The following is a 26,060-nucleotide window of genomic DNA, read 5'->3' on the forward strand; positions in this document are numbered from 1 at the left end:
ACACATTTATATGTTATTTGCATAAAGCCGCCCTTGACATAAGCATGCTGTTATAATGCCGTCAAGGTTATGCCGGAAATGAAGAAGGTGTGTGTGGTTGTTTGTAATAATGTTAATTTTTTTGTGATAACGAGGCTCTTGTTGCTCTGCAACGGGAGCCTCGTTGCTTTATAACGGGATACTCGTTGCATTGCGTTTAGTATCTAAATGGAATGTAACGGGTATCCCGTTGCGTAGAAATTGGAGACAGAGCCTGTCTTGTCGGATTTTCTGTCATTTTTCGATGCAATATGTGTTGTTTTTTTTATCGTTTTTGAATAAAACATTAATATAGGAAATATTGCGGGTTTTATGATTTTTATTTACAAAACAAGGCCGTTGCGACAAGTTGTCGTCTGTGGCCTGCGTATGGTTTTCGGGACGTTTGCCGCATATTTTCCGTATTTTTTGTATTTATCATACAGCCTGAAAATTTTGTAGTATCGAATAAATGATGTAACTTTGCCTTTTAAAAAGAAAATAACGAGACGTAAGAAAATGAAACAGACAAAGATTGTAGCTTCCATCAGTGACAGACGGTGTGATGTCGATTTTATTCGCCAGCTTTTTGACGCAGGAGTGAATGTGATAAGAATGAATACCGCCCACGCCACTCCGGATGGAATAAGGATGATAATCAGAAACACAAGGAGTGTGTCTCGCCACATCGGAATATTGATAGATACGAAAGGTCCTGAAATCAGGACTACGGGATGTGACAATCCCATTGAATACAAGACGGGAGACGTGGTGAAGATATTCGGCAGGCCTGATGTGGACACAGAGCATGATATAATTAATCTGTCGTATGTCAATTTCGTTGATGATGTCCAGATTGGAAATCATATACTTTTCGATGATGGGGCGCTTGATATGGAAATTATCGGTATCAACGGTCCGGCCGTCATCGCACAGGTCAAGAATGACGGCACGCTCGGTTCGCATAAGAGTGTGAATGTGCCTGGTGTGCATATCGATTTGCCCGCACTCACTGAGAAGGACAAGGCAAACATCAACCTTGCCATCGACGAGGATATAGACTTCATTGCCCATTCGTTTGTGCGCAGTGCGGCGGACGTGAAGGCAGTGCAGGATATACTCGACGAGCGTGGAAGCGACATAAAGATAATCTCGAAGATAGAAAATCAGGAAGGTGTAGACAATATCGATGAGATTATAGAGGCGTCGTATGGTATAATGATAGCCCGTGGCGACCTCGGAATAGAGGTCCCGATAGAGCGTATACCGGGTATACAGCGCAAGATCGTGCGCAAGTGCATGCTTGCCAAGAAACCGGTGATTGTGGCTACACAGATGCTGCACACCATGATAAACAATCCGCGCCCCACACGTGCGGAGGTGACAGATATTGCCAATGCCATATATTACCGTACTGATGCCCTGATGCTTAGCGGTGAGACCGCGAGCGGCAAGTATCCGGTGGAGGCGGTGAAAACGATGGCCGCCATTGCCGAACAGGCGGAGAAGGACAGGGCTTACAATATGGAATATGACATTCCGATAACCGAGAACACCGATATCGCAGAGTTTCTGTCGAGAAGCGCCATCGAGGCGACTGAGCGTCTGGGCGTTAAAGGTATCATAACAGACAGCAAGACAGGATATACAGCCCGTAATCTTGCCGCTTTCCGCGGTCCGAACCCCGTGTTGGCAATATGCTACAAAGAGAAGACCCAACGGTGGCTGGCGCTGAGTTACGGAGTCATTCCTGTTGCGCAGCATGAGCAGATAGGCCCGGAGGAGCAGTTTCTCGCAGCATTGCGAATGCTTCGCCAGAAAGGCTACCTGAGTATGGAAGACAAGGTCGCGCACCTGAGCGGAAGTTTTCATGAGGGAGGAGGAACCACATTCCTTGAAATAAATAGGGTAGGCGAGGTATTTGAGCGTTCGTATACGTTCCACATGCCAGAGGCTAAAAAAAACGCATAAATTCTTTTTTTTGAGATATTGAGAATATAAAAAATAATGGCAGAGAACGATTGTTCTCTGCCATTATTTTTATATATCATCCCTCAAACCATCGGCGGGTGAGGGTAGTGCCGAGTAGTTTTATTTGTCTATCGGCATCTTGTCTATTCTCTTTTGGTGTCTTCCGCCCTCAAAAGTGGTCTTGAAAAATTCATCCATGATTTTTTCGGCAGTATTGTTGTCCACAAACCGTCCAGGCATCACTAATACGTTGGCATCGTTGTGCTGGCGTATGAGATGGGCAATCTCTGGTATCCATGCCAATCCGGCACGTACTCCCTGGTGCTTGTTGAGAGTCATGCTTATTCCTTCGCCGCTTCCGCATATTCCGATACCGGGGTATACCTCGCCGCTTTCGATGCCTTCGGCCAGCGCATGCCCGAAGTCGCTGTAGTCACAACTCATGTCACTGTAAGTGCCATAATCCTTATAATCGTATCCATGGTTTTCAAGATACTGAATGACGAATTTCTTTAAGGCAAACCCTGCGTGGTCGCAGGCTATTCCGATTCTTTTTATTTCCATATCCGTTGAATTTGAGTTTGGAAAAAATGTCATGGACACCAGCGGTGTCCATGACCTGATTATTTTTATGCAAGCATTTCTTTTACTTGCTTGTAAACGTTCTCACCGGTATATCCGAGTTTCTCATCGAGCACTTTGTATGGAGCCGAAAAACCGAAGCTCTGCATACCGAACACACGGCCGTTTGCACCTACAAGGCCTTCGAGTGTGACTGGCAGGCCGGCTGTCATGCCGAAGATCTTTGAACCGGTGGGGAGTATACTTTCCTGATACTCCTTGCTTTGGTTGCGGAACAGTCCCTCTGAGGGTACGCTCACGATGCGGATTTTCACGCCGTCTTTGCGCAACAGCTCGGCACCGGCGACAAGTGTGGATACTTCCGAACCGCTGGCGAGCAGTATGACATCGAAGTCTTCGTCTGAACCGGCCACGATGTAAGCACCCTTGCGGGCCTGCTCATAATCCGTGCCGGCAGGAAGTTTGGTAATGTTCTGACGGGATAGTACAAGGGCGGTCGGGGTTTCCATGTTTTCCATGGCCATCGCCCAGCATACGGTTGTCTCGTCGGCATCGGCCGGGCGGAATACACGCACGCTGTCTTTACCGTGGTGGTTTTTCAATTTCTCCATCAATCTGATTTGTGCTTCTTGCTCAACCGGCTCATGTGTAGGTCCGTCTTCGCCGACACGGAAAGCGTCGTGAGTCCAGATAAACTTGATGGGCACTTCCATCAAGGCAGCCATGCGTACGGCAGGTTTCATGTAGTCGGAGAAAACGAAGAATGTACCGCATGCGGGAATGACACCGCCATGGAGATACATGCCGATACACATGCAAGCCATAGTCAATTCGCTGACACCGGCCTGGAAGAATGCGCCTTCGAAACTGTCGGCTTGGAGTGATGTCGTTTTCTTCAGGAAACCGTCTGTCTTGTCAGAGTTGGACAGGTCGGCGGAAGCGCAAATCATGTTGGGTACCTGCTCGGCAAGCACGCCGAGGCATGCCGCGCTGGCCGCACGTGTGGCAGAGTTCTCTTTCTGTATGAGAGCGCTCCAATCCACTTTCGGAGCATTTCCGCTGAACCACTCTTTTAACAACGCGGCTTTCTCGGGGTTGGCTTTGGCCCATTCGGCCTCGGCGGCATGGCGCTCGGCAACGATCTTCTTCAATTCCTCTTTGCGGTCTGCATATAGTTTTTCCACTTCGGGGAAGATTACAAACGGATTTGTAGGGTCTCCGCCGAGATTATTTATGGTGTTGACGTATGCGTCTCCGCCGAGTGGAGCACCGTGTGTTCCGATATTATGCTCGAAGCTCGAGCCGTCAGCTTTGAGAGCACCTTTGCCCATTACTGTCTTTCCGATAATCAAAGTAGGGCGCTTCTCTTCCTTTTGAGCGGCTTGTAGCGCTTTGCGGATTTCATCGGGATCATTGCCGTTTATGTTGATGACATTCCACCCCCACGCCTTATATTTGGCTTCAGTGTCTTCCTGCATCACGACATTGCACTCGGTTGAAAGCTGTATGTCGTTGCTATCGTAGAACATGATAAGGTTGTTGAGGCCGAGTATTCCGGCGATGCGGCCTGTTCCCTGTGAGATTTCCTCCTCTATGCCGCCATCGGAGATATAGGCATATATCTTATGGTTGACTACTTCTTTGCCAAGACGGGCTTCGAGGAACTTCTCTGCGATGGCCGCTCCGGCTCCGAATGTGTGGCCCTGACCAAGTGGTCCGCTGGTATTCTCGATGCCACGCTCGATATCACGTTCGGGGTGACCGGGGGTGGGAGAGCCCCACTGGCGGAACTCTTTTAGTTCTTCGAGCGTGAACTTGCCTTGCAGTGCCAATGCAGAATAAAGCATCGGAGACATGTGGCCGGGGTCGAGGAAGAAGCGGTCGCGTCCTTCCCATGAAGGATTTTCGGGATCATAAACCAAAAATTCAGAGAAAAGCACATTGATGAAGTCCGCGCCTCCCATGGCTCCGCCGGGATGGCCGGAATTGGCTTTCTCTACCATTGATGCCGCAAGTATGCGGATATTGTCCGCAGCCTTGATCATTAGATTCTTGTCGTTCATATTCTTTTATTATAAAATTGTTTTTGATAATGTTTTTATTTATCGTATTAAAGATTTTATTTCACGTTTAATACAACGATTGACTTGGCGGGAATCTCAGCCGTAATGATATTCTTCTTCAGTTTTGCTTTTTTGAACTCCATCGGTTTTATGACATCAGGATGCTCAAAGTCATTATAGTCTGTGGCATTTTTTGACGTGAGTATGCGGCCTGTGATGTTCTTTGCGGCGAATCCTTTCAGGTCTATCGAAATAGTCTGATCCTTGTCGAGACTGATGTTAGACAAGGAGATGATAAGCGAACCGTCGGTTTGTTTTGCGGCTGAAGTATTGAGAACAGGTATCTTACGGCCGTCTTTTGCGTGCTGGTCTCCACGGACGGCGATACTGTCGCATGTAATATCCATAGGCAGGTATGTGGCTTCCTGAAATCCTTTGTACATGTCGAACACATGATATGTAGGTGTGAGAACCATGTGGCCCGTGCCTTTTTGGTCAGTGAGTATCATTGACTGTAATACGTTTACGATTTGTGCGATGTTGGCCATGCGCACACGGTCGGTGTGACGATGGAATACATTGAGCGATAGTGCTGCCACGAAAGCATCCCTCAGGGCGTTTTGCTGATACAGGTGCCCGGCTATAGTTCCCGGTTCTTCGTCCCACCATGTTCCCCATTCGTCAACGAGAAGACCTATTTTCTTTTGCGGGTCTTTGGCGTCCATGAGTTTTGAATGTTTTATTATCACGTCCTCAATGCCGAGGCATTTGCCCATTGTCCAATAGTAATCATCGTCATTAAACTTTGTAGCCGACCCTTTACTGCCGCTCCATCCAGTTACGGTATAGTAGTGCAGGGATACTCCGTCCATGCGGTTACCGATGTTGTTCATCAGCACCTTGGTCCAGGTATAATCGTAATCACTCGCGCCACTGGCAATCTTGTAGAGCTTATTACCATCATAATTACGGCAATAGACCGAATAGCGGCGATACAAATCGGCATAATACTCCGGACGCATGTTGCCGCCGCATCCCCAGCTCTCGTTGCCGACACCGAGGAATTTTACTTTCCATGCTTTGTCCCTGCCGTTTTTACGACGTAATTTTGCCATTGGTGTATCACCGTCGCTTGTCATATATTCAACCCATTTGGCAAGTTCCTCCACGGTTCCGCTTCCTACATTTCCGCTTATGTAAGGCTCGCAACCGAGCATTTCGCACAAGTTAAGGAATTCATGGGTGCCGAATGAGTTGTCTTCGATGGTTCCGCCCCAATTGTTATTCTGCATTTTCGGACGGTTCTCTTTCGGACCGATTCCATCCATCCAATGGTATTCATCGGCGAAACATCCGCCCGGCCAGCGTAATACTGGTACTTGCAGGTTTTTGAGGGCATCGAAAACATCTTTACGATAACCGTTGATGTTCGGGATTACGGAGTTTTCGCCGACCCAGAGTCCTCCGTATATACATGAGCCGAGGTGCTCGGCAAACTGACCGTATATCTCTTTATGTATTTTCTGACTCCCTTGTTTGATGTCGATGGTGGCTTTGGCATCTTCCGCGGACATTGTCAAAGTACAGCCCAGCATTATGGCTATTGTTATAAATACTTTTCTCATATATGTTATTTCTTAACGTTTACGGCCGCTTCCTCAATTGCCAGACAATTCCGATAATTCTCTATATATTTGTTGAAACCTGCCACTTCTTCTTCAGTTGGAGAAATTTCAACTCCAGATTCGCCGGTGAACACCTTGTATTCCAAAAAGTCGGCGAGTGAAAGTTGGCTGTTATTGTTTACAAGATACGATGCAAGCAGTGCTATACCCCATGCTCCTCCTTCTCCGGCGGTTTCCATGACAGAGATTGGAGAGTTGATGGCTGCGGCAAGTATTCGTTGCCCTACGCCTTTGGTTTTGAACAGACCGCCATGTCCTGTTATCCTGTCAACTTTGACTTGCTCGTCTTTAAAGAGGATGTCATTGCCTATTTTGAGTACACAAATGGAGGCATATAAGTGAGAGCGCATGAAGTTAGCAAGGTTGAACTTGTCGTTTGCCGAGCGGACAAACAACGGCCTGCCTTCCGAAAGGCCTGTTACAGGCTCACCGGAGAAATAGTTGTATGCGATAAGACCTCCGCAGTCAGTGTCGCCGTTTAACGCGTTGTTGTACAGTTTACCGTATATCTCATTCATATCTACCGGAATACCGAGCAGTTCCTGATATTCTTTGAAAATATTGACCCATGCGTTCAAGTCGGACGTACAGTTGTTGCAATGGACCATTGCTACTGGGCTGCCATCAGGCGTGGTGACCATGTCTATCATCTCGTATGGCTTGGATAAGTCTTTTTCCAATACGATCATGGAGAAAGAGGAGGTTCCGGCCGAAACATTACCAGTGCGGACTTTTACCGCATTTGTGGCAACCATTCCCGTTCCGGCGTCTCCTTCTGGCGGGCAGACGGGAATGCCGGCTTTCAAATGGCCGGAGATATCAAGACGTTTTGCTCCTTCTTCTGTCAGGAAACCGGCATTTTCTCCGGCAAGTAAAACCTCCGGCAGGATATCCGTAAGTTTCCAGGCATATCCTTTATCGGCAATGAGGCTGTTGAATTTGGCGGTCATACCGGCCGAGTAGTTTTTCGTCTCAGGATCAATCGGGAGCATGCCGGAGGCGTCTCCGATGCCTAATACTTTTTTGCCCGTTATCTGCCAGTGGATATATCCGGCAAGGGTAGTGATGAAGTCAATCTCTCTGACGTGTTCTTCCTTATCCAAGATAGCCTGGTACAGATGGGATATACTCCATCTGAGAGGGATGTTGTATACGAAAAGTTCGGATAATTCGGCAGCGGCCTTGGCTGTATTGGTGTTTCTCCATGTCCTGAACGGCACGAGTATTTCCTGCTTTTTGTTGAAAGGCATGTAACCGTGCATCATGGCACTTATTCCAATGGCCCCAAGTAGCTCTATCTCCGTATCATAGAGTTTCTTCACGTTGGAGCGAAGGTCTGCGTAGCAATTTTGCAAACCGTTCCAAATGGCTTCTATGCTGTAGGTCCACAGACCGTCGATCAGCTGATTTTCCCACTCATGGCTTCCTTGGGCTATAGGGTTGTTGTTTTGATCTATGAGTACAGCTTTGATTCTTGTGGAGCCAAACTCTATTCCAAGGATCGCTTTGCCGCTGTCTATGGTGGATTTCGCTTCTGAATTCATTATGTATGTATTAATAGTTTCTTGTGGTTAATAAAGATTTAAACATTAAGAGTCAAGATGTAAGGAATATTTTTGTTGCCGTGGCAAGGGAAATGTATATTCTTATATCTTAACTCTTAATATTTATTATAATCAGCTCAATGCTTTGTTAAGCATGTAATAAACCTCATTGAACCGCAGTTCTTTGCGGAAATTGTCGACAGTGGTATCGTTGTTAATGAAAAGGCATTCTATTCCGGCTATCTCAGCATAGTCTTGCCAGTACTCATCTGTCAGATCATAAGAGAAACAGCTATGGTGTGTTCCGCCGGCATATATCCAGCATCCGGCACCTACCTCAAAGTTTGGTAGGGGAATCCATAATGCCGATGCGACAGGAAGTTTGGGCAGTGGTTTTGGCTCAATGCAATCAACATCATTCACTATCAGACGGAAGCGGTTTCCCATGTCGACAACCGTAGCGGTTACGCCTTTTCCAACCTTTGATGTGAACACAAGGCGTGCCGTTTTGCTCTTACGGATGCCGATGCCGAGGAAATGGACTTCGAGTCTTGGTCTTGAAGCTGCGATGAGAGGACATACTTCAAGCATGTGCGATTGAAGTATGGAACTTTGATCGCCATTGAAGTTTAGCGTATAGTCTTCGAGGAATGAACATCCGCCTTGCAGTCCTTGGTTCATGACCCATACACTGCGGTATAATGCAGCGGATTTCCAGTCGCCTTCCGCACCGAAGCCATAGCCCTCGGCCATAAGGCGCTGTGAAGCAAGACCTGGAATTTGATCAAAACCTTTTCCTGTCTCATTAACATTAATGTCTCCGAGATCATCAAAGTTGGTTGTGAACCCCTTTGCTCCTTTGGCTTTCAGTATGGCACGTAATGCCAACTCGGCCTTTGCGGAGTTCCATACTTTTTGATAATCCTCTGTTGTCTTGTCTTCAAGTGATGCGTCGTGTTCATAAAGAGCGAAATACTCTGTGACAAGTGAATTTACATCTTCATCCTTGACATCATTGAAATAGCCCATGACTTCACTGAACGGGCAGTAGTCGACATGGTAGCCTAAAACTTGTTCGGCCGCTACTTTGTCGCCATCGGTGACGGCAACATTGTTCATTTGATCTCCGAAACGAAGAATGAGCATGTCCTGTGAATCAGACCAGGCTGCACAGACACGCTCCCATATTGCGATGTGTTCTTGTGTTTTTGCTTCTTTCCAATATCCGACCACAAGTTTTCTGCGGATGCGCATTCGTGAAATAATGTGGCCGAACTCACGGTCTCCGTGCGCACTTTGATTTAGGTTCATGAAGTCCATATCGATGTCATTCCATGGAATCTCTTCATTGAATTGTGTGTGCAGGTGGAGCAGTGGTTTATGGAGAATTTGAAGACCGTGTATCCACATCTTCGCCGGTGAGAAGGTGTGCATCCATGTTATTACACCTACACACTTCTTCTCATTATTCGCTTGTGCAAATATATCGGCAACTTCTTTTGAACTGTTTGCCGTTCCTTTGTAAATTACTTTTATAGGTAGTCTTCCTGATTCATTGAGTCCTTCTACCATCTTTTTAGAGTGGTTGTCAACTTGTAATACTGCATCTCCTCCATAAAGAAGTTGTGCACCGGTGACGAACCAAACCTCCATGTTCTCAAAAGCTTTGACCATATTATATAATATTTTAAGTTATATGATTTATTGTTTTTTCTTTTGTCCGTAATATGCATTTGGGCCATGTTTACGACTGAAATGCTTTTCTATTAATAGGGGATTCATTGTCGTGCATGGGTTTACGGAATATGAGATAAATGCCATTTTGGCAACTTGTTCCATGACAACGGAATTATACACGGCATTATCTGCGTCTTTTCCCCACGAGAAAGGACCATGATTTTTCACTAACACTCCCGGAGTATGCATAGGGTTGATATTTGCAGCCTTGATTCTTTTTACTATTACGTTCCCTGTTTCCAACTCATAGTCACCCTTGACTTCTTTTTCTGTCATGTCATCGGTGCATGGAATGGAATCGTGGAAGTAATCGGCATGGGTTGTCCCTATGTTCGGTATGTCTTTGCCTGCCTGTGCCCATGCAGTGGCATAGGTGGAGTGTGTATGTACTATTCCTCCTATTTCGGTAAATTCTCTATATAAAGCAAGGTGCGTGGGTGTGTCTGATGATGGATTTAATTCTCCTTCCACGACTTCACCCGTATTTAAATCTACAACCACCATATCTGATGCTTTCATCTCATCATAGCTGACCCCGGACGGTTTAATGACAACCAATCCTTTTTCTCTGTCTATTCCAGATACATTGCCCCATGTAAAAATAACAAGATTATGTTTTACCAAATCAAGGTTGGCACGGAATACTTTTTCTTTCAGTTCTTCTAACATAAGTGATTGAATAATTATTTGTTATAGTTTAAAATTGGGATCTTCCTTATATGCTTTCTTGTTGAATCTATATAAGTATGCCCCGCGTTTTGAACTTGTTTTATCTATAAGCTCGGTTTTTTCAATAAAGTCCATTTCTTTTATGCGCTTACGGAAGTTGCGCTTGTCTACTTCCTCTCCGCATACAGCCTCATACACTTTCTGTAGTTGGGTAAGAGTGAAGAGATTGGGCAGTAAGCGAAAACTAATTGGCTCACGGGAAATTTTGTCTTTCATCATTTTGTGGGCTTTTCTTACCATCTCATTATGGTCGGAGTATAATTCCGGTAGGTCATTTATGTTTACCCAATGCACATCGTGCTGTTTTTGTTGCATGCTGTCATAGTCCGTTGTATTTATCAGCGCATAGTATACAATTGATATGACGCGTTCTCCCGGATCACGGTCAACCTGTCCGAATGCACCCACTTGTTGCATGTATAAATTTCTTAAGCCGGTAAGTTCCAATAGCACTCTATTGGCAGCCTCGTCAACACTCTCGTTGTTTCTGACAAATCCTCCATAAAGAGAATCTTTCCCTAATCCGGGTTCCATCTTGCGTTTGCCGATAAGAACTCGGAGTTCTCCCTCATTAAATCCGAAGATAATACAGTCAACAGAAACAAGAACTTTAGAATACTCGTTATAGAATTTTGTCATTTCAAAGAATTAAAGAGTGAAAAGAACGGAGGATATATTAAATCCTCCATTCTTTTTATTTACCAGAAATAGTAATAGAATGCAACAGTTATGGCTAAAATGATAGATGTGTGGATAATATCCCATTTATTCCAGCTTGCGCGTGTCTCGGCACGTTGTTCCGGAGTGGATGTTCCAAACACAAGACCACGTATCTTGTCTTCGGAAGGTGCTTCTGTCATTAGGCTGACGATAATAACAACGAGGCAGCATACGACCAGCATTACTCCACAGAAATACAGCCAGTTGAAATCATAGAACAACCATTTGAACCAGCAATCTGATGCATCAGTGTTATTGCTGTAATAAACTTTTGCTCCAAGGCGTGTGAGACCGATGACCATACCGGACAACAATCCCCACATTCCTCCTTTTGCGGAAGCGCGTTTCCATGTGATACCAAGTAGGAAGGCTGCTGCAATACCTGGGGCAAGTACCGATTGTACGTCTTGCAGGTAATTATATAGCACATCACCAACTGATTTCATGATAGGAATCCATAAAATTCCCAGAATAACGATGACAACAGTGGCCGCTTGTCCGATTTTCACCAGGGCTTTCTCTGATGTGTTGGGTTTAAAACGTTTATAGAAGTCTATGGTGAAGAGCATCGCCGAAGAATTGAAAAGTGATGCCAAAGAAGACATTAGGGCAGCAAGGATACCGCAGACAACAAGTCCTTTTACTCCTGCCGGCAACAACTTGGCTACCAATGACGGGAATGCGGCATCAGCACTGGGGAGAACATATACGCCTGTTGCAAGTTCTATTTGATTTTTTGACATTGCAAAGGCAATCATTCCGGGAATGAGGAACAGGAACACGGGGAGAAGCTTTAGATAAGCGCCAAAGATGGTTCCACGGCGCGCTTCTTTCTCATTCTTTCCAGATAGTACACGTTGTACAATGAATTGGTCTGTACACCAATACCAAAAACCGATGACTGCAGAACCGACCAATGCGCCGAGCCAAGGATAGTCTTTGTCACGAAGGTTGCGTATAAGGTCTGTCATGTGGTCGCCATATTGATTTACTTCAACGGCTTTGCATGTTTCCATCATCACATCCCAGCCTCCAAGTGCGCGAAGTCCTAAGACGAGGATGATGAGAGAGCCCAGCAATAATATAGGAGTTTGTAATACAGACGTGTAAAGGACCGATTTCATACCTCCGAGAATGGTGTATAGGGCTGTTATGATAACAAGTCCGATGGCTGCGATCCAGAAGAAGTCTATGCCCCAAAGTTCTTTGATCCCGAATACCTGTTGGAACACAAGGCCACCGGCATAAACTGTTACAGCAACTTTTGTGAGCACATAGGAAATCAATGAGATTACGGAGAGTATGGTGCGGCTGGCCGCATTGTATCGTCTTTCAAGGAACTCTGGCATTGTGTAAACCATAGACCGAGTGTAGAATGGAACGAATACCCATCCGAGAATAAGGATCATCCAGCCTTGAATTTCCCAATGTGCCATTGCCATACCGGATGAAGCTCCGGCTCCGGCAAGTCCTATCAAGTGTTCGGAACCTATGTTGGAAGCAAATATGGAAGCTCCGATTGCGATCCATGTCGCGTCTTTACCTCCAAGAAAATAATCTGCCGAGTTGTTGTTTTTTTGGCTGATGACCCAGATGACAATGCCAATTAGCGCAATGCAAAAGACACCAATTACAATCCAATCTAAAAGTGCCATAATTTATGTTTTAGTTTTTTTGTTTGAACTTGAATTATTTGATAGAAAATTTATAAGCAACGTGGCTGTAATACTTTTCGCCCGGTTTCAGATAAGGGCTTGGCCAGTCTTTTTTATTCGGCGAGTCGGGGTATTTCTGACTTTCGAGACATACAGATACATGCTTGGGGTATTTAGTATTGTTCTTGCATGTAATGCCTGTGCCTTGGAAGTTACCTGTGTAGACTTGCACTCCGGGTTCGTTGGTAAACATTTCAAGGAATATTCCAGTTGAAGGAGAATAAAGGCTGGCACATACTTGAGTGTCATCGCCTTTACCGTCTTTATATGTATTTAAGCACCAGTTATGATCATATCCGGTCGCATTCTTTATCTGTTGGAAAGTGGTATCATTTATAGTTTCGCTTATAGCGTGCGGCTTACGGAAGTCCATAGGGGTGTTCTCGACCGTAGCTATTTCTCCTGTTGTCATGTATGTCTCGTCAGCCGGTGTGAAATTATCAGCGTTCACATATAAAACCATGTCTGTTCCTTCACGGGACGGATCACCGTTAAGGTTAAAGTAAGAATGGTTTGTCATATTAATCACTGTCTCTTTGTCTGTTGTGGCTTCGAATACAATGTCTAATGTGTTGTCGCTTAACAGTGTGTATGTGGTTGTTGCATTTATTGTACCCGGGAAGCCGTTATCTCCATCCGGTGAGACGATAGTCAGTTTCAGTGTCGAGTCATTTGGCTGTTCGGCATCATATACTTGATACATCCATCCGGAGTTACCGCCATGCAGGCAGTGTCCGAAGTTGTTTTGTGGTAATTGATATTCTTTTCCTTCGACAGTTATTTTGCCTTTGTTGATGCGGTTTGCATAACGTCCGACAGATGAGCCGTAGTCACTTGGTGAATTGACCGTATCTGCGTATTGGGCGATATTATCATATCCTAATACAACATCGGTCATGTTTCCGTTTTTATCAGGAACCATAATAGATACCACTCTTCCGCCGAAGTTGGTTATGCATACTTCCATCCCGTTGTTGTTTTTTATAGTAAACAAGGATGTTTTTTTGCCGTTGATGACAGAATCAAAAGCGGTAGGATTTAATCCGGATAAGGTGGTAAGCTCTTTTTGGCTCGTGGAGCAACCGGCAAGTAGCAGGGCTGCAAAGCCAAATCCCAAACAGGTCTTTTTAAGGTTTTTCATTATCAGAATGTTTTTAATAATTTTATTATAGATTATATTATTTAGGCGTAAAGTTACTATTTAAATTTTAAATCGCAACATAAAAAAGCATATTTTTTCACGCATAGTGTTTTCTTTACACTTAAAGGCGGTTTATTTAACGTACTATAACATATTTGTTGCATGATATTTATTATCAGGATACTATTAATCGTGTTGATGGATAAAGATTTGTGTCTCTTGATATTCATGCAAAAAGGCACTTACAATCCTGTAAGTGCCTTTTTGCATGAATATTATGGGGTTATTAGCAGACTTTTCTTGAACCGTCACTTATGACGATGTCATATACTTTCGGAGCGTGTCCGAATTTGGCTGCAAACTTCTCTTTTGCATCGGCGATGAACTTGTCGTATAGTTCTTCTTTTACGAGGTTGATTGTACATCCTCCGAAGCCTCCTCCCATTATTCGGCTTCCGGTTACACCGTTTGCTTTTGCCAATTCATTGAGATAATCCAGCTCTTCGCATGATACTTCATATTCTTTTGATAATCCGTGATGAGTTTCGTACATTTTTTTACCTACTGTTTCATAATCTCCGGCATTGAGAGCATCGCATACGGCCAATACGCGGTCTTTTTCACCAAGCACGAACTTGGCGCGGCTGTAATCCTCTGCGCCGACCTCATCTTTGACCTCTTCAAGTTGTTCCCATGTGCAGTCCCGTAATGTTTCGAATTTTCCTTCAGGATGTTTTTCCGCAATGTGTTTAACAACGTTCTCGCAACTGTTTCTACGGTCATTATACGGTGAGCCGGCCAATTCGTGCTTGACAACAGAATCCAACAATACCAGTTTGTAGCCGACCGGATTGAACGGGAAATACTCGAATTCGCGGCTGCGGCAGTCAAGACGCATCAAACATCCTTCCTTTCCAAATACGCTTGCAAATTGGTCCATTATACCACAATTGACACCGCAATAGTTATGTTCTGTCGCTTGACCAGCCAATGCCATATCCCATTTGCTCACCTTGTTGTCTCCAAACAAATCGTTTAGGGCGAGAGCGTAGCAACTTTCCAATGCTGCGGATGAGGACATGCCTGCTCCAAGTGGCACATCGCCTGCAAATGCGGTGTTAAATCCTTTGACATCCACGCCCAGTTTTTTCATTTCCTGGACGATTCCATAAATATAACGTGCCCAACTTGCCCGTGGGCCTTTCGGATCGTCAACCTTAAACTCTACGCGGTCTTTCAGGTCAATGGCGTATGCCATTATCGTGTCTGTTCCGTTAGGACGGATTTCACACATTATACCTTTGTCTACTGCTCCGGGGAATACAAATCCTCCGTTATAGTCGGTATGCTCGCCTATCAGGTTAATACGTCCGGGTGATGTATATATATTACCCGTTTTGCCGTCAAAGTGCTTGATGAAGCGGCTTCTTACAAATTCAATATCCATAGTTTTCAGGTTTTATAAAGTTATGAATGCTTTTTCTTATTTGCTTAATCCTATTCTGCTTCCCCAGTTGCAGAACCAGAATATATATAGGTAGTAGATGAACATCATGGCGATTGCGACTCCAACCCCAAGCCCCGGGTTGTCTACTACACGTCCCATTATTAATGGCAGTGTAGCGGCTCCGACGACACCAAGGTTGATTATACCGGAAGCCGCTTTCGTGTGAGGTCCGAGTTCTTGCAACCCGAGATTGAATATGAGCGGCCACATGACAGAGTGGAAAAGGCCGGCAGCGAGCATTGTGTATACAGCGGCCATTCCGCTAAGTGCGAATGAAGCGGCTACACAAACAGCTCCAAGAATCAGGCATACCGAGAGAATCTTGCGCGGTTCGAACTTACTGAGCACTCCGGCACCCACGAAACGTCCAACCATCATGCCCCCCCAGTATAACCACAGGAAGTCTGTAGCATTACCAAGTGACGGGTCTGCCTTGAAATATGCCGGAAGCATGGAAGGAATACCGATCTCGACACCCATGTACATAAATATGCCTAATGCGCCGAGCCACACATGTGGATATTTGAAAACGCTGTTTTTATATTCGCGTTTCACGTCTCCGGTTTCTGCATCCTGTTCTTCTTCATTGATATTTGGTAATTTGAGGAAATAAAGGATGATGCACAGTAATATTGTAAATAATCCGAGTCCTAAATAAGGATATGGTATATCGGATGGTACAGCTTCTTTTGCGTCTTTGCCGTTTAGGATGACATTGAGGATAAATATCGGTGCTACGGTGGTGGCAACAGAGTTGAGAGCCTGCGATAGGGTCATGCGGAACGCTCCTTTCTCAGGACTTCCAAGTACCATTACGTATGGGTTTGCCACGAGTTGCAGCATGACTATACCCAATGCGACAATGAACATGCAGGCCAAAAACATCCAGTATATAGATGCCGTACTGCCGTTTAAATTGCCGCTGATACAGAAATAGTTTATTACGAAACCTATGCCGACAACGGCAAGACCGAGAACCAGCGTGGCTTTATAGCCGATCTTATTCATCATGAATGCAAACGGTATCGACATTGCGTATGCGCCATAGAATGCCGAGTTTACCAATTGCCCTTGTGTCTCATTTAGGTTGAAAGCGTTTTTGCAAAACTCAATCATCGAATTGTTCATCGTTGTGACAAAACCGATGAGGAAGCATACGATAATTACGATTGTAAGAGCGAACGTATAGTTCGGTGTTTGTTTTTGATTCATTTTTTATAATGATTCTGATTGGTTATTTTAGTTAGATTTATTTCTCTATACCGAATTTGTATATTGTCTTCTGCTTGTATTGCTCGTTCGGATTGAGTATTACGGACGGGAAATAAGGATGGTTGGGTGTGTCAGGAAAATGCTGGCATTCGAAGCATATAGCGCTTCTGCGTGGGAAAGTGGCACCGTGTTGTCCGGTATATCCGTCTGCCCAGTTGTCGGTATAAACCTGTACTCCGGGTTCTGTGGTGTATACCTCCATTGTACGCCCGCTTGCCGGCTCTGTTATCTTTGCCGCATAACTTAACTCTCCTTCTTCTTCCTTGTTCAGGACGAAGCAATGATCATATCCGGCACCGTTCTTAATCTGTTCGTCATCGGTGTCAATGTCTTTTCCGACAGGTTTAGGCATTCTGAAATCGAAAGGTGTGCCCTTTACCAAACGAATTTCACCGGTAGGTATTGAAGTGTCGTCGATCGGCAGATAGTAATCGGCGTTAATCTCGCATATCAGATTGTCTATTGTCGGTGTCGGGTTTGCGATTCCGGCAAGACTGAAAAATCCGTGATGTGTCAGGTTTATGACAGTTTTCTTATTTGTTGTGGCAAGATACTCTATAATGAGTTCATTGTTGTCCGTGAATGTAAATTCCACTGTCACACGGCATTCACCGGTAAACCCTTCTTCTCCGTATGCAGATACATAGTTTAAGGCTAATGAGCGCGGCCCCATTTGTCTTGCGTCCCATACGCGGGCGTGAAAACCTGACGGGCCGCCGTGCAGGGCATTCGGGCCATTGTTGATTGCGAGTTGGTATTCCTTGGCGTTTAGTTTGAACTGTCCTCGACGGATGCGGTTCCCGTATCTGCCGATGAGAGTGGACAGGAATGGTTCGGGACTGTTGATGACATCCTGGATGTTGTCATGGCCTTGAATGACATTGGCGACGTTGCCATCTTTGTCCGGTACCATTATCGCAACGATGGCTCCTCCGTAGTTTGTTATGGCTACTTCGTATCCTTTTCTGTTTCTCAATATGTATAAGTCCGTTTTCTTACCATTTAAAGTGGTCTGAAAATCTTTGCGGTTAAGGCCGCATAAATTGGTGTTTCCCGCTGTGTTCGTCATTATTCGTTTGTTTTAAGTTATTGATTATGTATTTGCAAAGTAACCTAAAAAAAACGATAATAACGAACGAATGTTTAAAAAAAACGTAATGCTCTTAGTTAAAAACACCTAAAAACAAGTTTTCATAAAGTCTGAAATGATATAGCAACTTCCGCCTATAAAAATCAAATCTTCGGGTTGTGCTGTGGCCTTTGCTGAACTATAAGCTTCCTTTATTGTGCTGAAACATTTTCCGTTTAATCCGTATGCGGCGGCGATGCTTTTTATTTTGTTTTCGTTTAATGCTCGTTTGTTGTCAGGTTTAGTGAAGTAGTAGCGCGCACCGGCCGGCATCAGTCTTATCACTCCTTCTATATCTTTATCGTCAACCATCCCGAACACGATGTGTATATTTCCTTTTCCGGCATTGCTGAGCTGCCGGCCTATGTATTCCCAGCCTCCGGTGTTATGCCCGGCATCACATATTACGGTCGGTCTTTCTTCTATTTTTTGCCATCTTCCCGTCAGTCCGGTAAGACTAGTCACTTCCATGAATGATTTTTTTATTATATTGTTTATGTCTTTGTTTTTTATGATGTGATTTCCCGCTATTAGTTCTTTAATTGCCGTAAGGATTGTTCTTGTGTTTTTTATTTGGTAATCTCCGCTTAGTTCGCCTTCGAATTTTCCAAATGAAAGTGTGTCGTATTCAATGCGCCCGTCAGCTGTGTGTGCCGCTTTTAATATTTCGGCTGTGTCTTCTGCAAATACGGTTTTTACCCCTGTGTCCTGTGCCTTGTTTTTAAATACTTGGCGAGTGTCTTCCGTTGTCTCTCCTATGACAACCGGGACGCCTGGCTTCATTATCCCGGCTTTTTCACCTGCAATTTTTGCCAATGTGTTTCCTAAAAACTGTGTGTGGTCAAGGCTGATGTTAGTTATTACCGATAGGATGGGGGTTATGATGTTGGTACAGTCGAGCCGCCCTCCGAGTCCAACCTCAATTACGGCAATGTCAACTTGCATGTCACTGAAGTACTTGAAAGCCATTGCTGTTGTCACTTCGAAGAACGACGGGTGTAGCGGTTCGAAGAAGCCTCGTTCCTGCTCAACAAAATCTACGATATATTCTTCGCTTATCGTGATGCCGTTTATTCTTATCCTTTCCCGGAAGTCGATTATATGCGGCGAAGTGTATAATCCTACTTTGTATCCCATGTTTTGCAGTATTGCCGCTATGGTATGGGCGCACGAACCTTTTCCGTTTGTACCGGCAATGTGTATGGTTTTGTAGTTCCGGTGAGGATGCCCGAAGTGTGCGTCAAGTGTCATGGTGTTGTCGAGTCCTTCTTTGTACCCGGCTTTTCCCTGCTTTTCGAACATCGGCATCTGGTTGAATAAGTATTCGGTTGTTTCTTTGTATGTCATGGCATAATGTTAAAAAGCGGAAAGCACAGACATGCTTTCCGCTTTGTTTATCAGTTGAAATAATTTTTGAAGCGTTCGAATATCGATCGTTTGGTCGATGAGTCGCCCTTGAAATTATCACTGTCCTTGAATTGTGTTAGAGCGTCTTTCTCTTCCCTGCTTAGAGTTTTCGGCACATATACGCTGATGTTCACTATCAGGTCGCCCATGCCGTGGCCGTATCCTTGCACAGCCGGCAGTCCTTTCCCCCGCAGGCGCAGGGTCTTTCCTGGTTGTGTTCCGTTATCAATCTTTACTTTCAGTCTTGTACCCTCTATGGTCGGTATCTCAACGTCGCCTCCGAGTGCGGCCGTGGGGAAGTCGAGCAGCAGGTTGTATATCAGGTTGTTGCCGTCCCGTACAAATATATCGTTGTCTTCTTCGTCAATGAATACCTGTATGTCGCCGCTTATTCCGTTTCGCATACCGGCGTTACCTTTGCCTGGAACGTTTACGACCATGCCCTCGGCAACACCTGCAGGGATGTTTATTTCCACCACTTCTTCTCCTTTGACCACTCCCGAGCCTCCGCAGTGTTTGCACTTGTTTTTGATTACATGGCCCTCACCGTTACACGTAGGGCAGACTCCTTGTGTCTGCATCATGCCGAAGATGCTTTGTGTGGTATGCGTGATGACTCCTGATCCGTGGCATGTCTGGCATGTCTCCGTACCGCTTCCGGCCTCGGCGCCGCTTCCGTGACAGTGTGAACAGGTGATGTCTTTACGTACCTTGAATTTCTTTGTCACACCGTTTGCCACTTCATTGAGCGAGAGTTTTACTTTCAGTCTCAGATCGCTTCCACGATGCTGTTGCGGTCGGCGTTGCCCGCCTCCGAAGCCTCCGAAGCCGGCTCTTCCGCCGAATATGTCACCGAACATGGAGAAAATGTCATCCATGTTCATTCCTGCACCTCCAAAGCCTCCGAACCCGCCGGCTCCCGCCGGGCCGTCGAAACCGAACTGGTCATACTGCTGGCGTTTCTGATTGTCGTGCAATACATCGTAAGCCTCCGCCGCTTCCTTGAATTTCTCCTCGGCTTCTTTGTTGCCGGGATTACGATCAGGATGGTATTTAATGGCTATCTTTCGGTAAGCCTTTTTTATTTCGTCCTCTGATGCGTTTTTGTTGACGCCCAGCACTTCGTAGTAATCTCTCTTTGCCATAATATTATTGTCCTACTGCCACCTTGGCGTGACGTATTACTTTATCGTTCAGTTTATAACCTGTCTGCACACAGTCGAGAACCTTGCCTTTCTTGTCGTCTCCCATGCCCGGAACCATGGCTATGGCTTCGTGTACGTCCGTGTCGAAATCGGCGTTTGTTGTTTCGATTTTGCTTACTCCAAGTGTTTCAAGTGTTTTCTGAAACTTCGCAAAAATCAGTTCCATGCCTTCTCTCAGCACTTCGGGTTCTTCCGTCTTTGCTCCGTTGGCTATGGCGCGTTCCATGTCATCGAGTACCGGCAGTATTGCCGATATGGCTTTCTCGCCACCGTTCAATATTAGTTCGGTTTTCTCTTTGAGCGTGCGTTTGCGGTAGTTGTCAAACTCAGCCACAGTGCGCAGATACTTGTCTTTAAGCTCTTCAATCTTTTCGTTAGCTGCCTCAAGCGGGTCTTTTTCTTGCTTTTCGGCATCTTCCGCATTGTTTTCGGCTGTCTCTTTGGCGCAGTTCGCTTCTGTTTCGGATGCCGTTTCGTTATTCTCGTCGTTCAGCGGCTCTTTATCGAGAGTCTCGTTCTCGTTCATATTTGTTTTTTCTTTCATTCTACCGTTTGTTATTTGTTAGCATGAAGGTTGTAGCAAAAAGCGTGCCTGTCGCACGCTTTTCTTATACCTCGTACATTTTGGCTTTCTGGGCCTTGATGTTTTCATCATATATGTACTGGTCGTATTCCATCAGTTTGTCGATGGTGCCAGATGGGGTGAGTTCTATTATGCGGTCGGCCACGGTCTGTATGAACTCGTGGTCGTGGCTGGCGAATAGTATGTTTCCCTTGAATCCAACCAAGTTGTTGTTGAAGGCCTGGATGCTTTCGAGGTCGAGGTGGTTTGTCGGTGTGTCGAGGATTAGGCAGTTGGCGTTTTTCATCTGCATGCGTGCTATCATGCAGCGCATTTTCTCGCCTCCGCTGAGCACGTTTACTTTCTTCTGTACATCCTCGTCCTTGAAAAGCATGCGGCCGAGAAAACTCTTCATCTGTACCTCATTGCCTTTGCCGAACTGGCTCAGCCAGTCTACCAGGTTCAGTTCGCTGTCAAAGAACTCGGTATTGTCGAGCGGCAGATAGGCCGTGGTGATTGTCACTCCCCATTTGTATTCTCCCGCATCGGCCTGGCGGTTGCCGTTGATTATCTCGAACAGTGCGGTCATGGCCTTGGGATTATGGCTGAGGAACACTGTCTTCTGGCCTTTTTCTATTGTGAAGTTGATGTGGTCAAATAGTACCGTTCCGTCTGTATCTACTGCTTTCAGGTCTTGCACTTCGAGTATCTGTGTGCCCGGTTCGCGCTCCATTTGGAATATGATGCCCGGATATTTGCGTGAAGAGGGGCGTATTTCCTCTACATTGAGCTTTTCCAACATCTTCTTGCGGCTTGTCGTCTGCTTGCTCTTTGCCACATTGGCAGAGAAGCGGCGGATAAACTCTTCAAGTTCCTTGCGCTTCTCATCGGCTCTTTGCTTCTGGTTCTGAGCTTGGCGCAGAGCCAACTGTGAACTTTCGTACCAGAACGAGTAGTTACCCGAGAACACAGTTACCTTTCCGAAGTCAATGTCAACTGTCTGTGTGCTGACGGCATCGAGGAAGTGGCGGTCGTGGCTGACCACGAGCACGGTCTGCTCGACATTGCTCAGATACTCTTCGAGCCACATCACGGTGTCAAGGTCGAGGTCGTTGGTAGGCTCGTCGAGCAGCAGGTTGTCGGGGTGACCGAACAAAGCTTTGGCAAGCATGACGCGCACTTTCTCATTGTTCGAAAGCTCGCTCATCATCTTGTCATGCATGTTGTCTTTTATGCCGAGGTTTGTCAGCATCTGGTCGGCGTCACTCTCGGCGTTCCATCCGTCCATCTGTGCGAACTTGTCTTCGAGTTCCGCGACTTTGATACCGTCCTCCTCGTTGAAGTCGGGTTTCATGTAGAGGGCCTCGCGCTCTTTCATGTTTTGCCAGAGCGGCTGATGCCCCATGAGCACAGTGTCGCGAACGCTGTATTCGTCGTATTTGAAGTGATCCTGCTCCAATACGGACAGACGCTCTCCCGGCCCGAGGTCGACAGAGCCCTTGTTCGGTTCAAGTTCGCCGCTGATGGCTCTCAGCAGTGTTGATTTTCCGGCGCCGTTGGCACCGATTATTCCATAAATGTTACCCGGAGTGAATTTCAGGTTTACGTCCTTGTAGAGTACTTTTTTGCCGAATTGGATAGCAAGATTTGTTACTGTTATCATTATTTAATAATTATTTTATTTTTTGCGGATGCAAAGATACTCAATTTCAATGTAAAAAATGAACGTATTTGAAGAAATAACGCAAATTTGATTGTAAATGAGGCATTTAACGTATGAGAAGGTTTGGGAAGTTGTGAATCCGCTTGCTTTTTATCGGTTGTATCGTGATGTATATCGTGAACATGCTTGTTCGGTCGTGCTTTTTTATTTAACTTTGTACTCGGATAATACAAATTGAGATATGATGAAAGTAGTAAATATTTACAATATGGCATATCGTGATTGCATATTTATACGGTTTCGCAAATCATTGATTTTTGATATGGGACGATGTTTTAAGTATCGTTTCCGGTTTTTTGTCGTGTCTTAATATCCATTGATAATTGATAAGTGCATGCCGGCCGTGGCATCAGGTCTTGCGGGCAGGGGTTCACCATAGTGTGAAGTCCTGCCCGTTCTTCTTTTTCGCAAATGAATATTTATGCAAAATAATGTTTTTTCGTGCTGTAATCGGATACCGATTGCTGCGCATTCGGTATCCCGTTGCGACGTAACGGGATACTCGTTGCATCGCAACGGGTATCTAAATGCAGGATAACGGATGTCCGGTTGCGGATGAAGTCTTATACCGGTGTCTGCAAACTGCTTTTTTATCAAAAAATAATGTTTTTGTTGCTCTTCTGAAGTCGGTTTTTGCATAAATATTCATTTTCGGCAGTGTTAAATTGAATATAAAAATCTTTACTGTGAACTAATAGTACTACCTTTGCAGGAAAATAAAGAAAGGATGGAAAATCTGAAAGATAAGACGGCCAAGGGATTGTTGTGGGGTGGCTTTGGTAATGGTATGCAGCAGTTCTTGGGATTGGCTGCGGGCATCGTGCTCGGCCGGTTGTTGTCTCCCGACGATTATGGACTGATGGCGATGATTGTTGTCTTTTCGCTTATAGCCAATGAGTTGCAGAATAGCGGTTTTAAGGTTGCTCTTACAAATCTTGACACTCCTACGTCCCGTGATTATAACTCCGTGTTTTGGTTTAACACGATGATGGGCGCCTTGATGTATGTCATCTTGTTTTTCAGTGCCCCGCTGATAGCCGGTTATTATCGCCGTCCTGAGCTGATACCGCTTTGCCGCTATGCTTTCTTGGGGTTTGTGTTTTCAAGTTTCGGGGTGGTGCAGTCAGCCTATCTGTTTAAGAACTTGATGGCTCGGCAACAGGCTCAGGCTAATATAATGGCCACGTTGGCGTCTGTTGCGGTGGGTGTGGGTATGGCCTGGCTCGGTTTCGGCTATTGGGCGATAGCCTCACAGAACGTTGTTTACATAGGTACAAACACGTTGCTATTATGGCATTACTCGTCATGGCGGCCTTCTTTCAGCATTGATTTCGGACCGGTAAGAAAGATGTTCCGTTTCAGTTGCAAGATTCTTCTGTCAGGAATATTCACCATATTGAACAACAACATACTTAATGTTTTGCTCGGGCGTTATTTTTCTGCCCATGCCACAGGCGTGTATAATCAGGCATATCAATGGCACTCGAAGGTTTTTTATCTCATTCAAGGCTCTGTTCAGGTCGTGGCACAGCCCGTATTTGTGGATTTGCGCAGTGAGAAAGAGCGTCAGTTGAAGGCCCTTCGCAAATTCATGCGCTTCACTTCTTTTCTCGCTTTCCCGATGATGTTCGGTTTCGGCCTTGTATCGGAAGAGTTTATCGTGCTCACCATAACCGAGGTATGGCGGCCCAGTGCCATCCTGATAAAGTATCTTAGCGTTAGCGGAGCATTCGTTCCGTTGAGTTTCCTGTTGTCAAATGTAATCATGAGCAAAGGTAAGTCGGGTGTGTACATGTGGTCTACGATATGCCTCGGTGTCATTCAGGTATTGCTGATGATAGCCCTTCATTCATACGGCATACACACGATGGTGGTGGCATACGTTTGTGTTACTATTGCCTGGTTCTTTGTCTGGCATCATCTTGCCGGCCGCTATACCGGATACGGGGTTTTGATGGTACTTTCCGACGTGCTGCCTTTCTGTCTTTCTGCTTTCGCCGTAATGGCGCTAACGTATTTTATGACATCGGGAATAACCAATCTTTATCTTCTTCTCATCTCCCGGGTGGTGATAGCCGCGGCGCTGTATTATCTCGTGAGACGGGCGGTGAGGTGCGAGATACTTAACGAATGCATCGGGTTCGCAAAGTCGAGAATAAAGCGGAAACAGTAATATTCGTTGCCGGTGATGGTGTCGGAATAGCGAAAAAGTAGTAACTTTGCAGCCGTACAGATAAAAGACATTTTAACATGAGATATAATACAGCTTATAAGCGTGAGGGGGATTACGAGCATTTTACGGTGAATGAGAAGTCGGGACTGCTCGATTTTCTTCTTGCGAACGTGAAGGAAAGCCGCTCCAAGATAAAGGCCACGTTGCAAGGACGCGGAATAAAGGTAGATGGTAAGTGCGTCACACAGTTTGACTATATGCTTGAACCGGGGATGAAGGTATCCGTGAGCAAGACCAAGCGTAACCAGAACGGTTTTAAGAGCCGTTATGTGAAAATCGTATATGAGGATCGCTGGCTTGTGGTGGTAGAGAAGAACATCGGTATATTGTCTATGGCTGCGGGACACTCGTCTCTAAATGTGAAATCGGTGCTTGACAATTATTTTTCGAAATCACGCCAGCGCTGCCGCGCACATGTGGTGCACAGGCTCGACAGGGATACAAGCGGTTTGATGGTATATGCGAAAGACATGGATACTGAGCAGATTTTCGAACGAAACTGGCACGATATCGTTTATGACAGGCGTTATGTCGCCGTGGTAAGCGGAGAGATGGAGAATGAAGGCGGGACTGTCGCCAACTGGCTGAAAGACAACAAAGCGTACGTTACTTATTCGTCTCCAGTGGATAATGGTGGCAAATATGCTGTCACGCATTATCATGTTTTGGACCGCACTACGGAACATTCACTCGTTGAGTTTAAGTTGGAGACAGGACGTAAGAATCAGATAAGGGTACACACGGCGGATATGGGACATCCCGTTTGCGGTGACGTGAAATACGGAAATGGTGACGATCCGTTGCACAGGCTCTGTCTCCATGCGTTCCTGCTTTGCTTCACCCATCCCGTTACGGGGGAGCGAATGGAGTTTGAGACTCCTGTTCCTACGTCATTTCGCAGGATATTTAAATAATACAGGGTTATCGCAATGACAGATATTACATATTATATTGCGCTTTTGCTGATGATAATCGTCGGCTTTATCATTGTGAAAAAGGTTGCCGGTTGTCTCATACGCACGGTAGTAATAGTGACGCTCGGAGGCGTGCTTGGTTGTCTTTATTATTTCTATTTCAGGTGATAGGTATTTGATTTATACCTGAGGCAATCGGGTTA

At 45.5% G+C, this 26,060-nt stretch carries 20 protein-coding genes; 4 read left to right on the forward strand and 16 right to left on the reverse strand.

All coding sequences use genetic code 11. The features are described 5' to 3' along the window. Window positions 1-537 precede the first annotated feature (537 nt). The gene (gene pyk / locus MoGM_RS05110) at window positions 538-1,989 is read left to right on the forward strand and encodes a pyruvate kinase (RefSeq protein ID WP_104369041.1); all 1,452 of its coding nucleotides are present in this window, start codon (window positions 538-540) and stop codon (window positions 1,987-1,989) included. 120 nt (window positions 1,990-2,109) lie between these two features. On the opposite strand, the gene MoGM_RS05115 is transcribed toward pyk, so the two are convergent. The 16 genes from MoGM_RS05115 to MoGM_RS05190 form a co-directional block, all read right to left on the reverse strand. Beyond that, window positions 2,110-2,553: an RpiB/LacA/LacB family sugar-phosphate isomerase gene (locus MoGM_RS05115; protein WP_104369042.1), complete on the reverse strand. Its 444-nt coding sequence runs from the start codon at window positions 2,551-2,553 to the stop codon at window positions 2,110-2,112. 65 nt (window positions 2,554-2,618) lie between these two features. Next, window positions 2,619-4,634 carry a transketolase gene (locus MoGM_RS05120; protein WP_104369043.1) on the reverse strand — a complete coding sequence of 672 codons (2,016 nt, stop codon included), beginning with the start codon at window positions 4,632-4,634 and terminating at the stop codon, window positions 2,619-2,621. 56 nt (window positions 4,635-4,690) lie between these two features. Beyond that, window positions 4,691-6,259 (reverse strand): alpha-N-arabinofuranosidase, encoded by a 1,569-nt coding sequence (locus MoGM_RS05125; RefSeq protein ID WP_104369044.1) that lies wholly within the window; start codon window positions 6,257-6,259, stop codon window positions 4,691-4,693. 5 nt (window positions 6,260-6,264) lie between these two features. Further along, window positions 6,265-7,863: a xylulokinase gene (locus MoGM_RS05130; protein ID WP_104369045.1), complete on the reverse strand. Its 1,599-nt coding sequence runs from the start codon at window positions 7,861-7,863 to the stop codon at window positions 6,265-6,267. Between the two features lie 132 nt (window positions 7,864-7,995). Continuing rightward, on the reverse strand, window positions 7,996-9,537 hold the full coding sequence (araA, locus tag MoGM_RS05135) for an L-arabinose isomerase (protein WP_104369046.1): 1,542 nt from the start codon (window positions 9,535-9,537) through the stop codon (window positions 7,996-7,998). Window positions 9,538-9,564: 27 nt separating this feature from the next. Continuing rightward, entirely contained in the window at window positions 9,565-10,269 is a 705-nt protein-coding gene (locus MoGM_RS05140; protein ID WP_104369047.1) for an L-ribulose-5-phosphate 4-epimerase, read from the reverse strand. Window positions 10,270-10,290: 21 nt separating this feature from the next. After that, window positions 10,291-10,968: an NUDIX domain-containing protein gene (locus MoGM_RS05145; protein WP_104369048.1), complete on the reverse strand. Its 678-nt coding sequence runs from the start codon at window positions 10,966-10,968 to the stop codon at window positions 10,291-10,293. 59 nt (window positions 10,969-11,027) lie between these two features. Further along, window positions 11,028-12,704, reverse strand: coding sequence for a sodium:solute symporter (locus MoGM_RS05150; RefSeq protein WP_104369049.1), 1,677 nt, complete (start codon window positions 12,702-12,704; stop codon window positions 11,028-11,030). A gap of 34 nt (window positions 12,705-12,738) precedes the next feature. Further along, window positions 12,739-13,905: an aldose epimerase family protein gene (locus MoGM_RS05155; protein ID WP_104369050.1), complete on the reverse strand. Its 1,167-nt coding sequence runs from the start codon at window positions 13,903-13,905 to the stop codon at window positions 12,739-12,741. Between the two features lie 286 nt (window positions 13,906-14,191). Then, window positions 14,192-15,352, reverse strand: coding sequence for a galactokinase (galK, locus tag MoGM_RS05160; RefSeq protein WP_104369051.1), 1,161 nt, complete (start codon window positions 15,350-15,352; stop codon window positions 14,192-14,194). A gap of 36 nt (window positions 15,353-15,388) precedes the next feature. Further along, window positions 15,389-16,624 carry a glucose/galactose MFS transporter gene (gene gluP, locus MoGM_RS05165; protein ID WP_104369052.1) on the reverse strand — a complete coding sequence of 412 codons (1,236 nt, stop codon included), beginning with the start codon at window positions 16,622-16,624 and terminating at the stop codon, window positions 15,389-15,391. Between the two features lie 37 nt (window positions 16,625-16,661). Next, window positions 16,662-17,753, reverse strand: a complete 1,092-nt coding sequence (locus MoGM_RS05170; protein ID WP_104369053.1) for an aldose epimerase family protein — start codon at window positions 17,751-17,753, stop codon at window positions 16,662-16,664. Between the two features lie 108 nt (window positions 17,754-17,861). Then, entirely contained in the window at window positions 17,862-19,160 is a 1,299-nt protein-coding gene (locus MoGM_RS05175) for a folylpolyglutamate synthase/dihydrofolate synthase family protein (protein WP_104369054.1), read from the reverse strand. Window positions 19,161-19,210: 50 nt separating this feature from the next. Further along, window positions 19,211-20,365: a molecular chaperone DnaJ gene (dnaJ, locus tag MoGM_RS05180; RefSeq protein ID WP_104369055.1), complete on the reverse strand. Its 1,155-nt coding sequence runs from the start codon at window positions 20,363-20,365 to the stop codon at window positions 19,211-19,213. A 4-nt stretch (window positions 20,366-20,369) separates the two neighbouring features. Then, a complete protein-coding gene (locus tag MoGM_RS05185) occupies window positions 20,370-20,969 on the reverse strand; it encodes a nucleotide exchange factor GrpE (RefSeq protein WP_104369056.1) in 600 nt (199 codons plus the stop codon). Window positions 20,970-21,033: 64 nt separating this feature from the next. After that, window positions 21,034-22,650: an ABC-F family ATP-binding cassette domain-containing protein gene (locus MoGM_RS05190; RefSeq protein WP_104369057.1), complete on the reverse strand. Its 1,617-nt coding sequence runs from the start codon at window positions 22,648-22,650 to the stop codon at window positions 21,034-21,036. A gap of 787 nt (window positions 22,651-23,437) precedes the next feature. Here MoGM_RS05190 and MoGM_RS05200 point away from each other — a divergent pair. From MoGM_RS05200 to MoGM_RS13160, 3 genes are all read left to right on the forward strand, one after another. Continuing rightward, a complete protein-coding gene (locus tag MoGM_RS05200) occupies window positions 23,438-24,883 on the forward strand; it encodes a lipopolysaccharide biosynthesis protein (protein WP_104369059.1) in 1,446 nt (481 codons plus the stop codon). 77 nt (window positions 24,884-24,960) lie between these two features. Continuing rightward, window positions 24,961-25,857, forward strand: coding sequence for an RluA family pseudouridine synthase (locus MoGM_RS05205; RefSeq protein WP_104369060.1), 897 nt, complete (start codon window positions 24,961-24,963; stop codon window positions 25,855-25,857). A 15-nt stretch (window positions 25,858-25,872) separates the two neighbouring features. After that, window positions 25,873-26,025, forward strand: a complete 153-nt coding sequence (locus MoGM_RS13160; RefSeq protein ID WP_172204803.1) for a hypothetical protein — start codon at window positions 25,873-25,875, stop codon at window positions 26,023-26,025. Window positions 26,026-26,060 lie beyond the last annotated feature (35 nt).

This window comes from Prevotella sp. MGM1 (assembly GCF_002933775.1).
Lineage (GTDB): Bacteria > Bacteroidota > Bacteroidia > Bacteroidales > Bacteroidaceae > Prevotella.

What these genes read in the sequence shown, in the direction of transcription:
- MoGM_RS05115 (WP_104369042.1), bottom strand. Translation starts at nt 2,553, where the DNA reads ATGGAAATAAAAAGAATCGGAATAGCCTGCGACCACGCAGGGTTTGCC.
- MoGM_RS05205 (WP_104369060.1), top strand. Translation starts at nt 24,961, where the DNA reads ATGAGATATAATACAGCTTATAAGCGTGAGGGGGATTACGAGCATTTT.
- MoGM_RS05170 (WP_104369053.1), bottom strand. Translation starts at nt 17,753, where the DNA reads ATGACGAACACAGCGGGAAACACCAATTTATGCGGCCTTAACCGCAAA.
- MoGM_RS05150 (WP_104369049.1), bottom strand. Translation starts at nt 12,704, where the DNA reads ATGGCACTTTTAGATTGGATTGTAATTGGTGTCTTTTGCATTGCGCTA.
- MoGM_RS13160 (WP_172204803.1), top strand. Translation starts at nt 25,873, where the DNA reads ATGACAGATATTACATATTATATTGCGCTTTTGCTGATGATAATCGTC.
- MoGM_RS05145 (WP_104369048.1), bottom strand. Translation starts at nt 10,968, where the DNA reads ATGACAAAATTCTATAACGAGTATTCTAAAGTTCTTGTTTCTGTTGAC.
- MoGM_RS05155 (WP_104369050.1), bottom strand. Translation starts at nt 13,905, where the DNA reads ATGAAAAACCTTAAAAAGACCTGTTTGGGATTTGGCTTTGCAGCCCTG.
- MoGM_RS05130 (WP_104369045.1), bottom strand. Translation starts at nt 7,863, where the DNA reads ATGAATTCAGAAGCGAAATCCACCATAGACAGCGGCAAAGCGATCCTT.
- galK (WP_104369051.1), bottom strand. Translation starts at nt 15,352, where the DNA reads ATGGATATTGAATTTGTAAGAAGCCGCTTCATCAAGCACTTTGACGGC.
- MoGM_RS05140 (WP_104369047.1), bottom strand. Translation starts at nt 10,269, where the DNA reads ATGTTAGAAGAACTGAAAGAAAAAGTATTCCGTGCCAACCTTGATTTG.
- araA (WP_104369046.1), bottom strand. Translation starts at nt 9,537, where the DNA reads ATGGTCAAAGCTTTTGAGAACATGGAGGTTTGGTTCGTCACCGGTGCA.
- MoGM_RS05200 (WP_104369059.1), top strand. Translation starts at nt 23,438, where the DNA reads ATGGAAAATCTGAAAGATAAGACGGCCAAGGGATTGTTGTGGGGTGGC.
- dnaJ (WP_104369055.1), bottom strand. Translation starts at nt 20,365, where the DNA reads ATGGCAAAGAGAGATTACTACGAAGTGCTGGGCGTCAACAAAAACGCA.
- MoGM_RS05185 (WP_104369056.1), bottom strand. Translation starts at nt 20,969, where the DNA reads ATGAAAGAAAAAACAAATATGAACGAGAACGAGACTCTCGATAAAGAG.
- MoGM_RS05125 (WP_104369044.1), bottom strand. Translation starts at nt 6,259, where the DNA reads ATGAGAAAAGTATTTATAACAATAGCCATAATGCTGGGCTGTACTTTG.
- MoGM_RS05175 (WP_104369054.1), bottom strand. Translation starts at nt 19,160, where the DNA reads ATGACATACAAAGAAACAACCGAATACTTATTCAACCAGATGCCGATG.
- MoGM_RS05120 (WP_104369043.1), bottom strand. Translation starts at nt 4,634, where the DNA reads ATGAACGACAAGAATCTAATGATCAAGGCTGCGGACAATATCCGCATA.
- gluP (WP_104369052.1), bottom strand. Translation starts at nt 16,624, where the DNA reads ATGAATCAAAAACAAACACCGAACTATACGTTCGCTCTTACAATCGTA.
- pyk (WP_104369041.1), top strand. Translation starts at nt 538, where the DNA reads ATGAAACAGACAAAGATTGTAGCTTCCATCAGTGACAGACGGTGTGAT.
- MoGM_RS05190 (WP_104369057.1), bottom strand. Translation starts at nt 22,650, where the DNA reads ATGATAACAGTAACAAATCTTGCTATCCAATTCGGCAAAAAAGTACTC.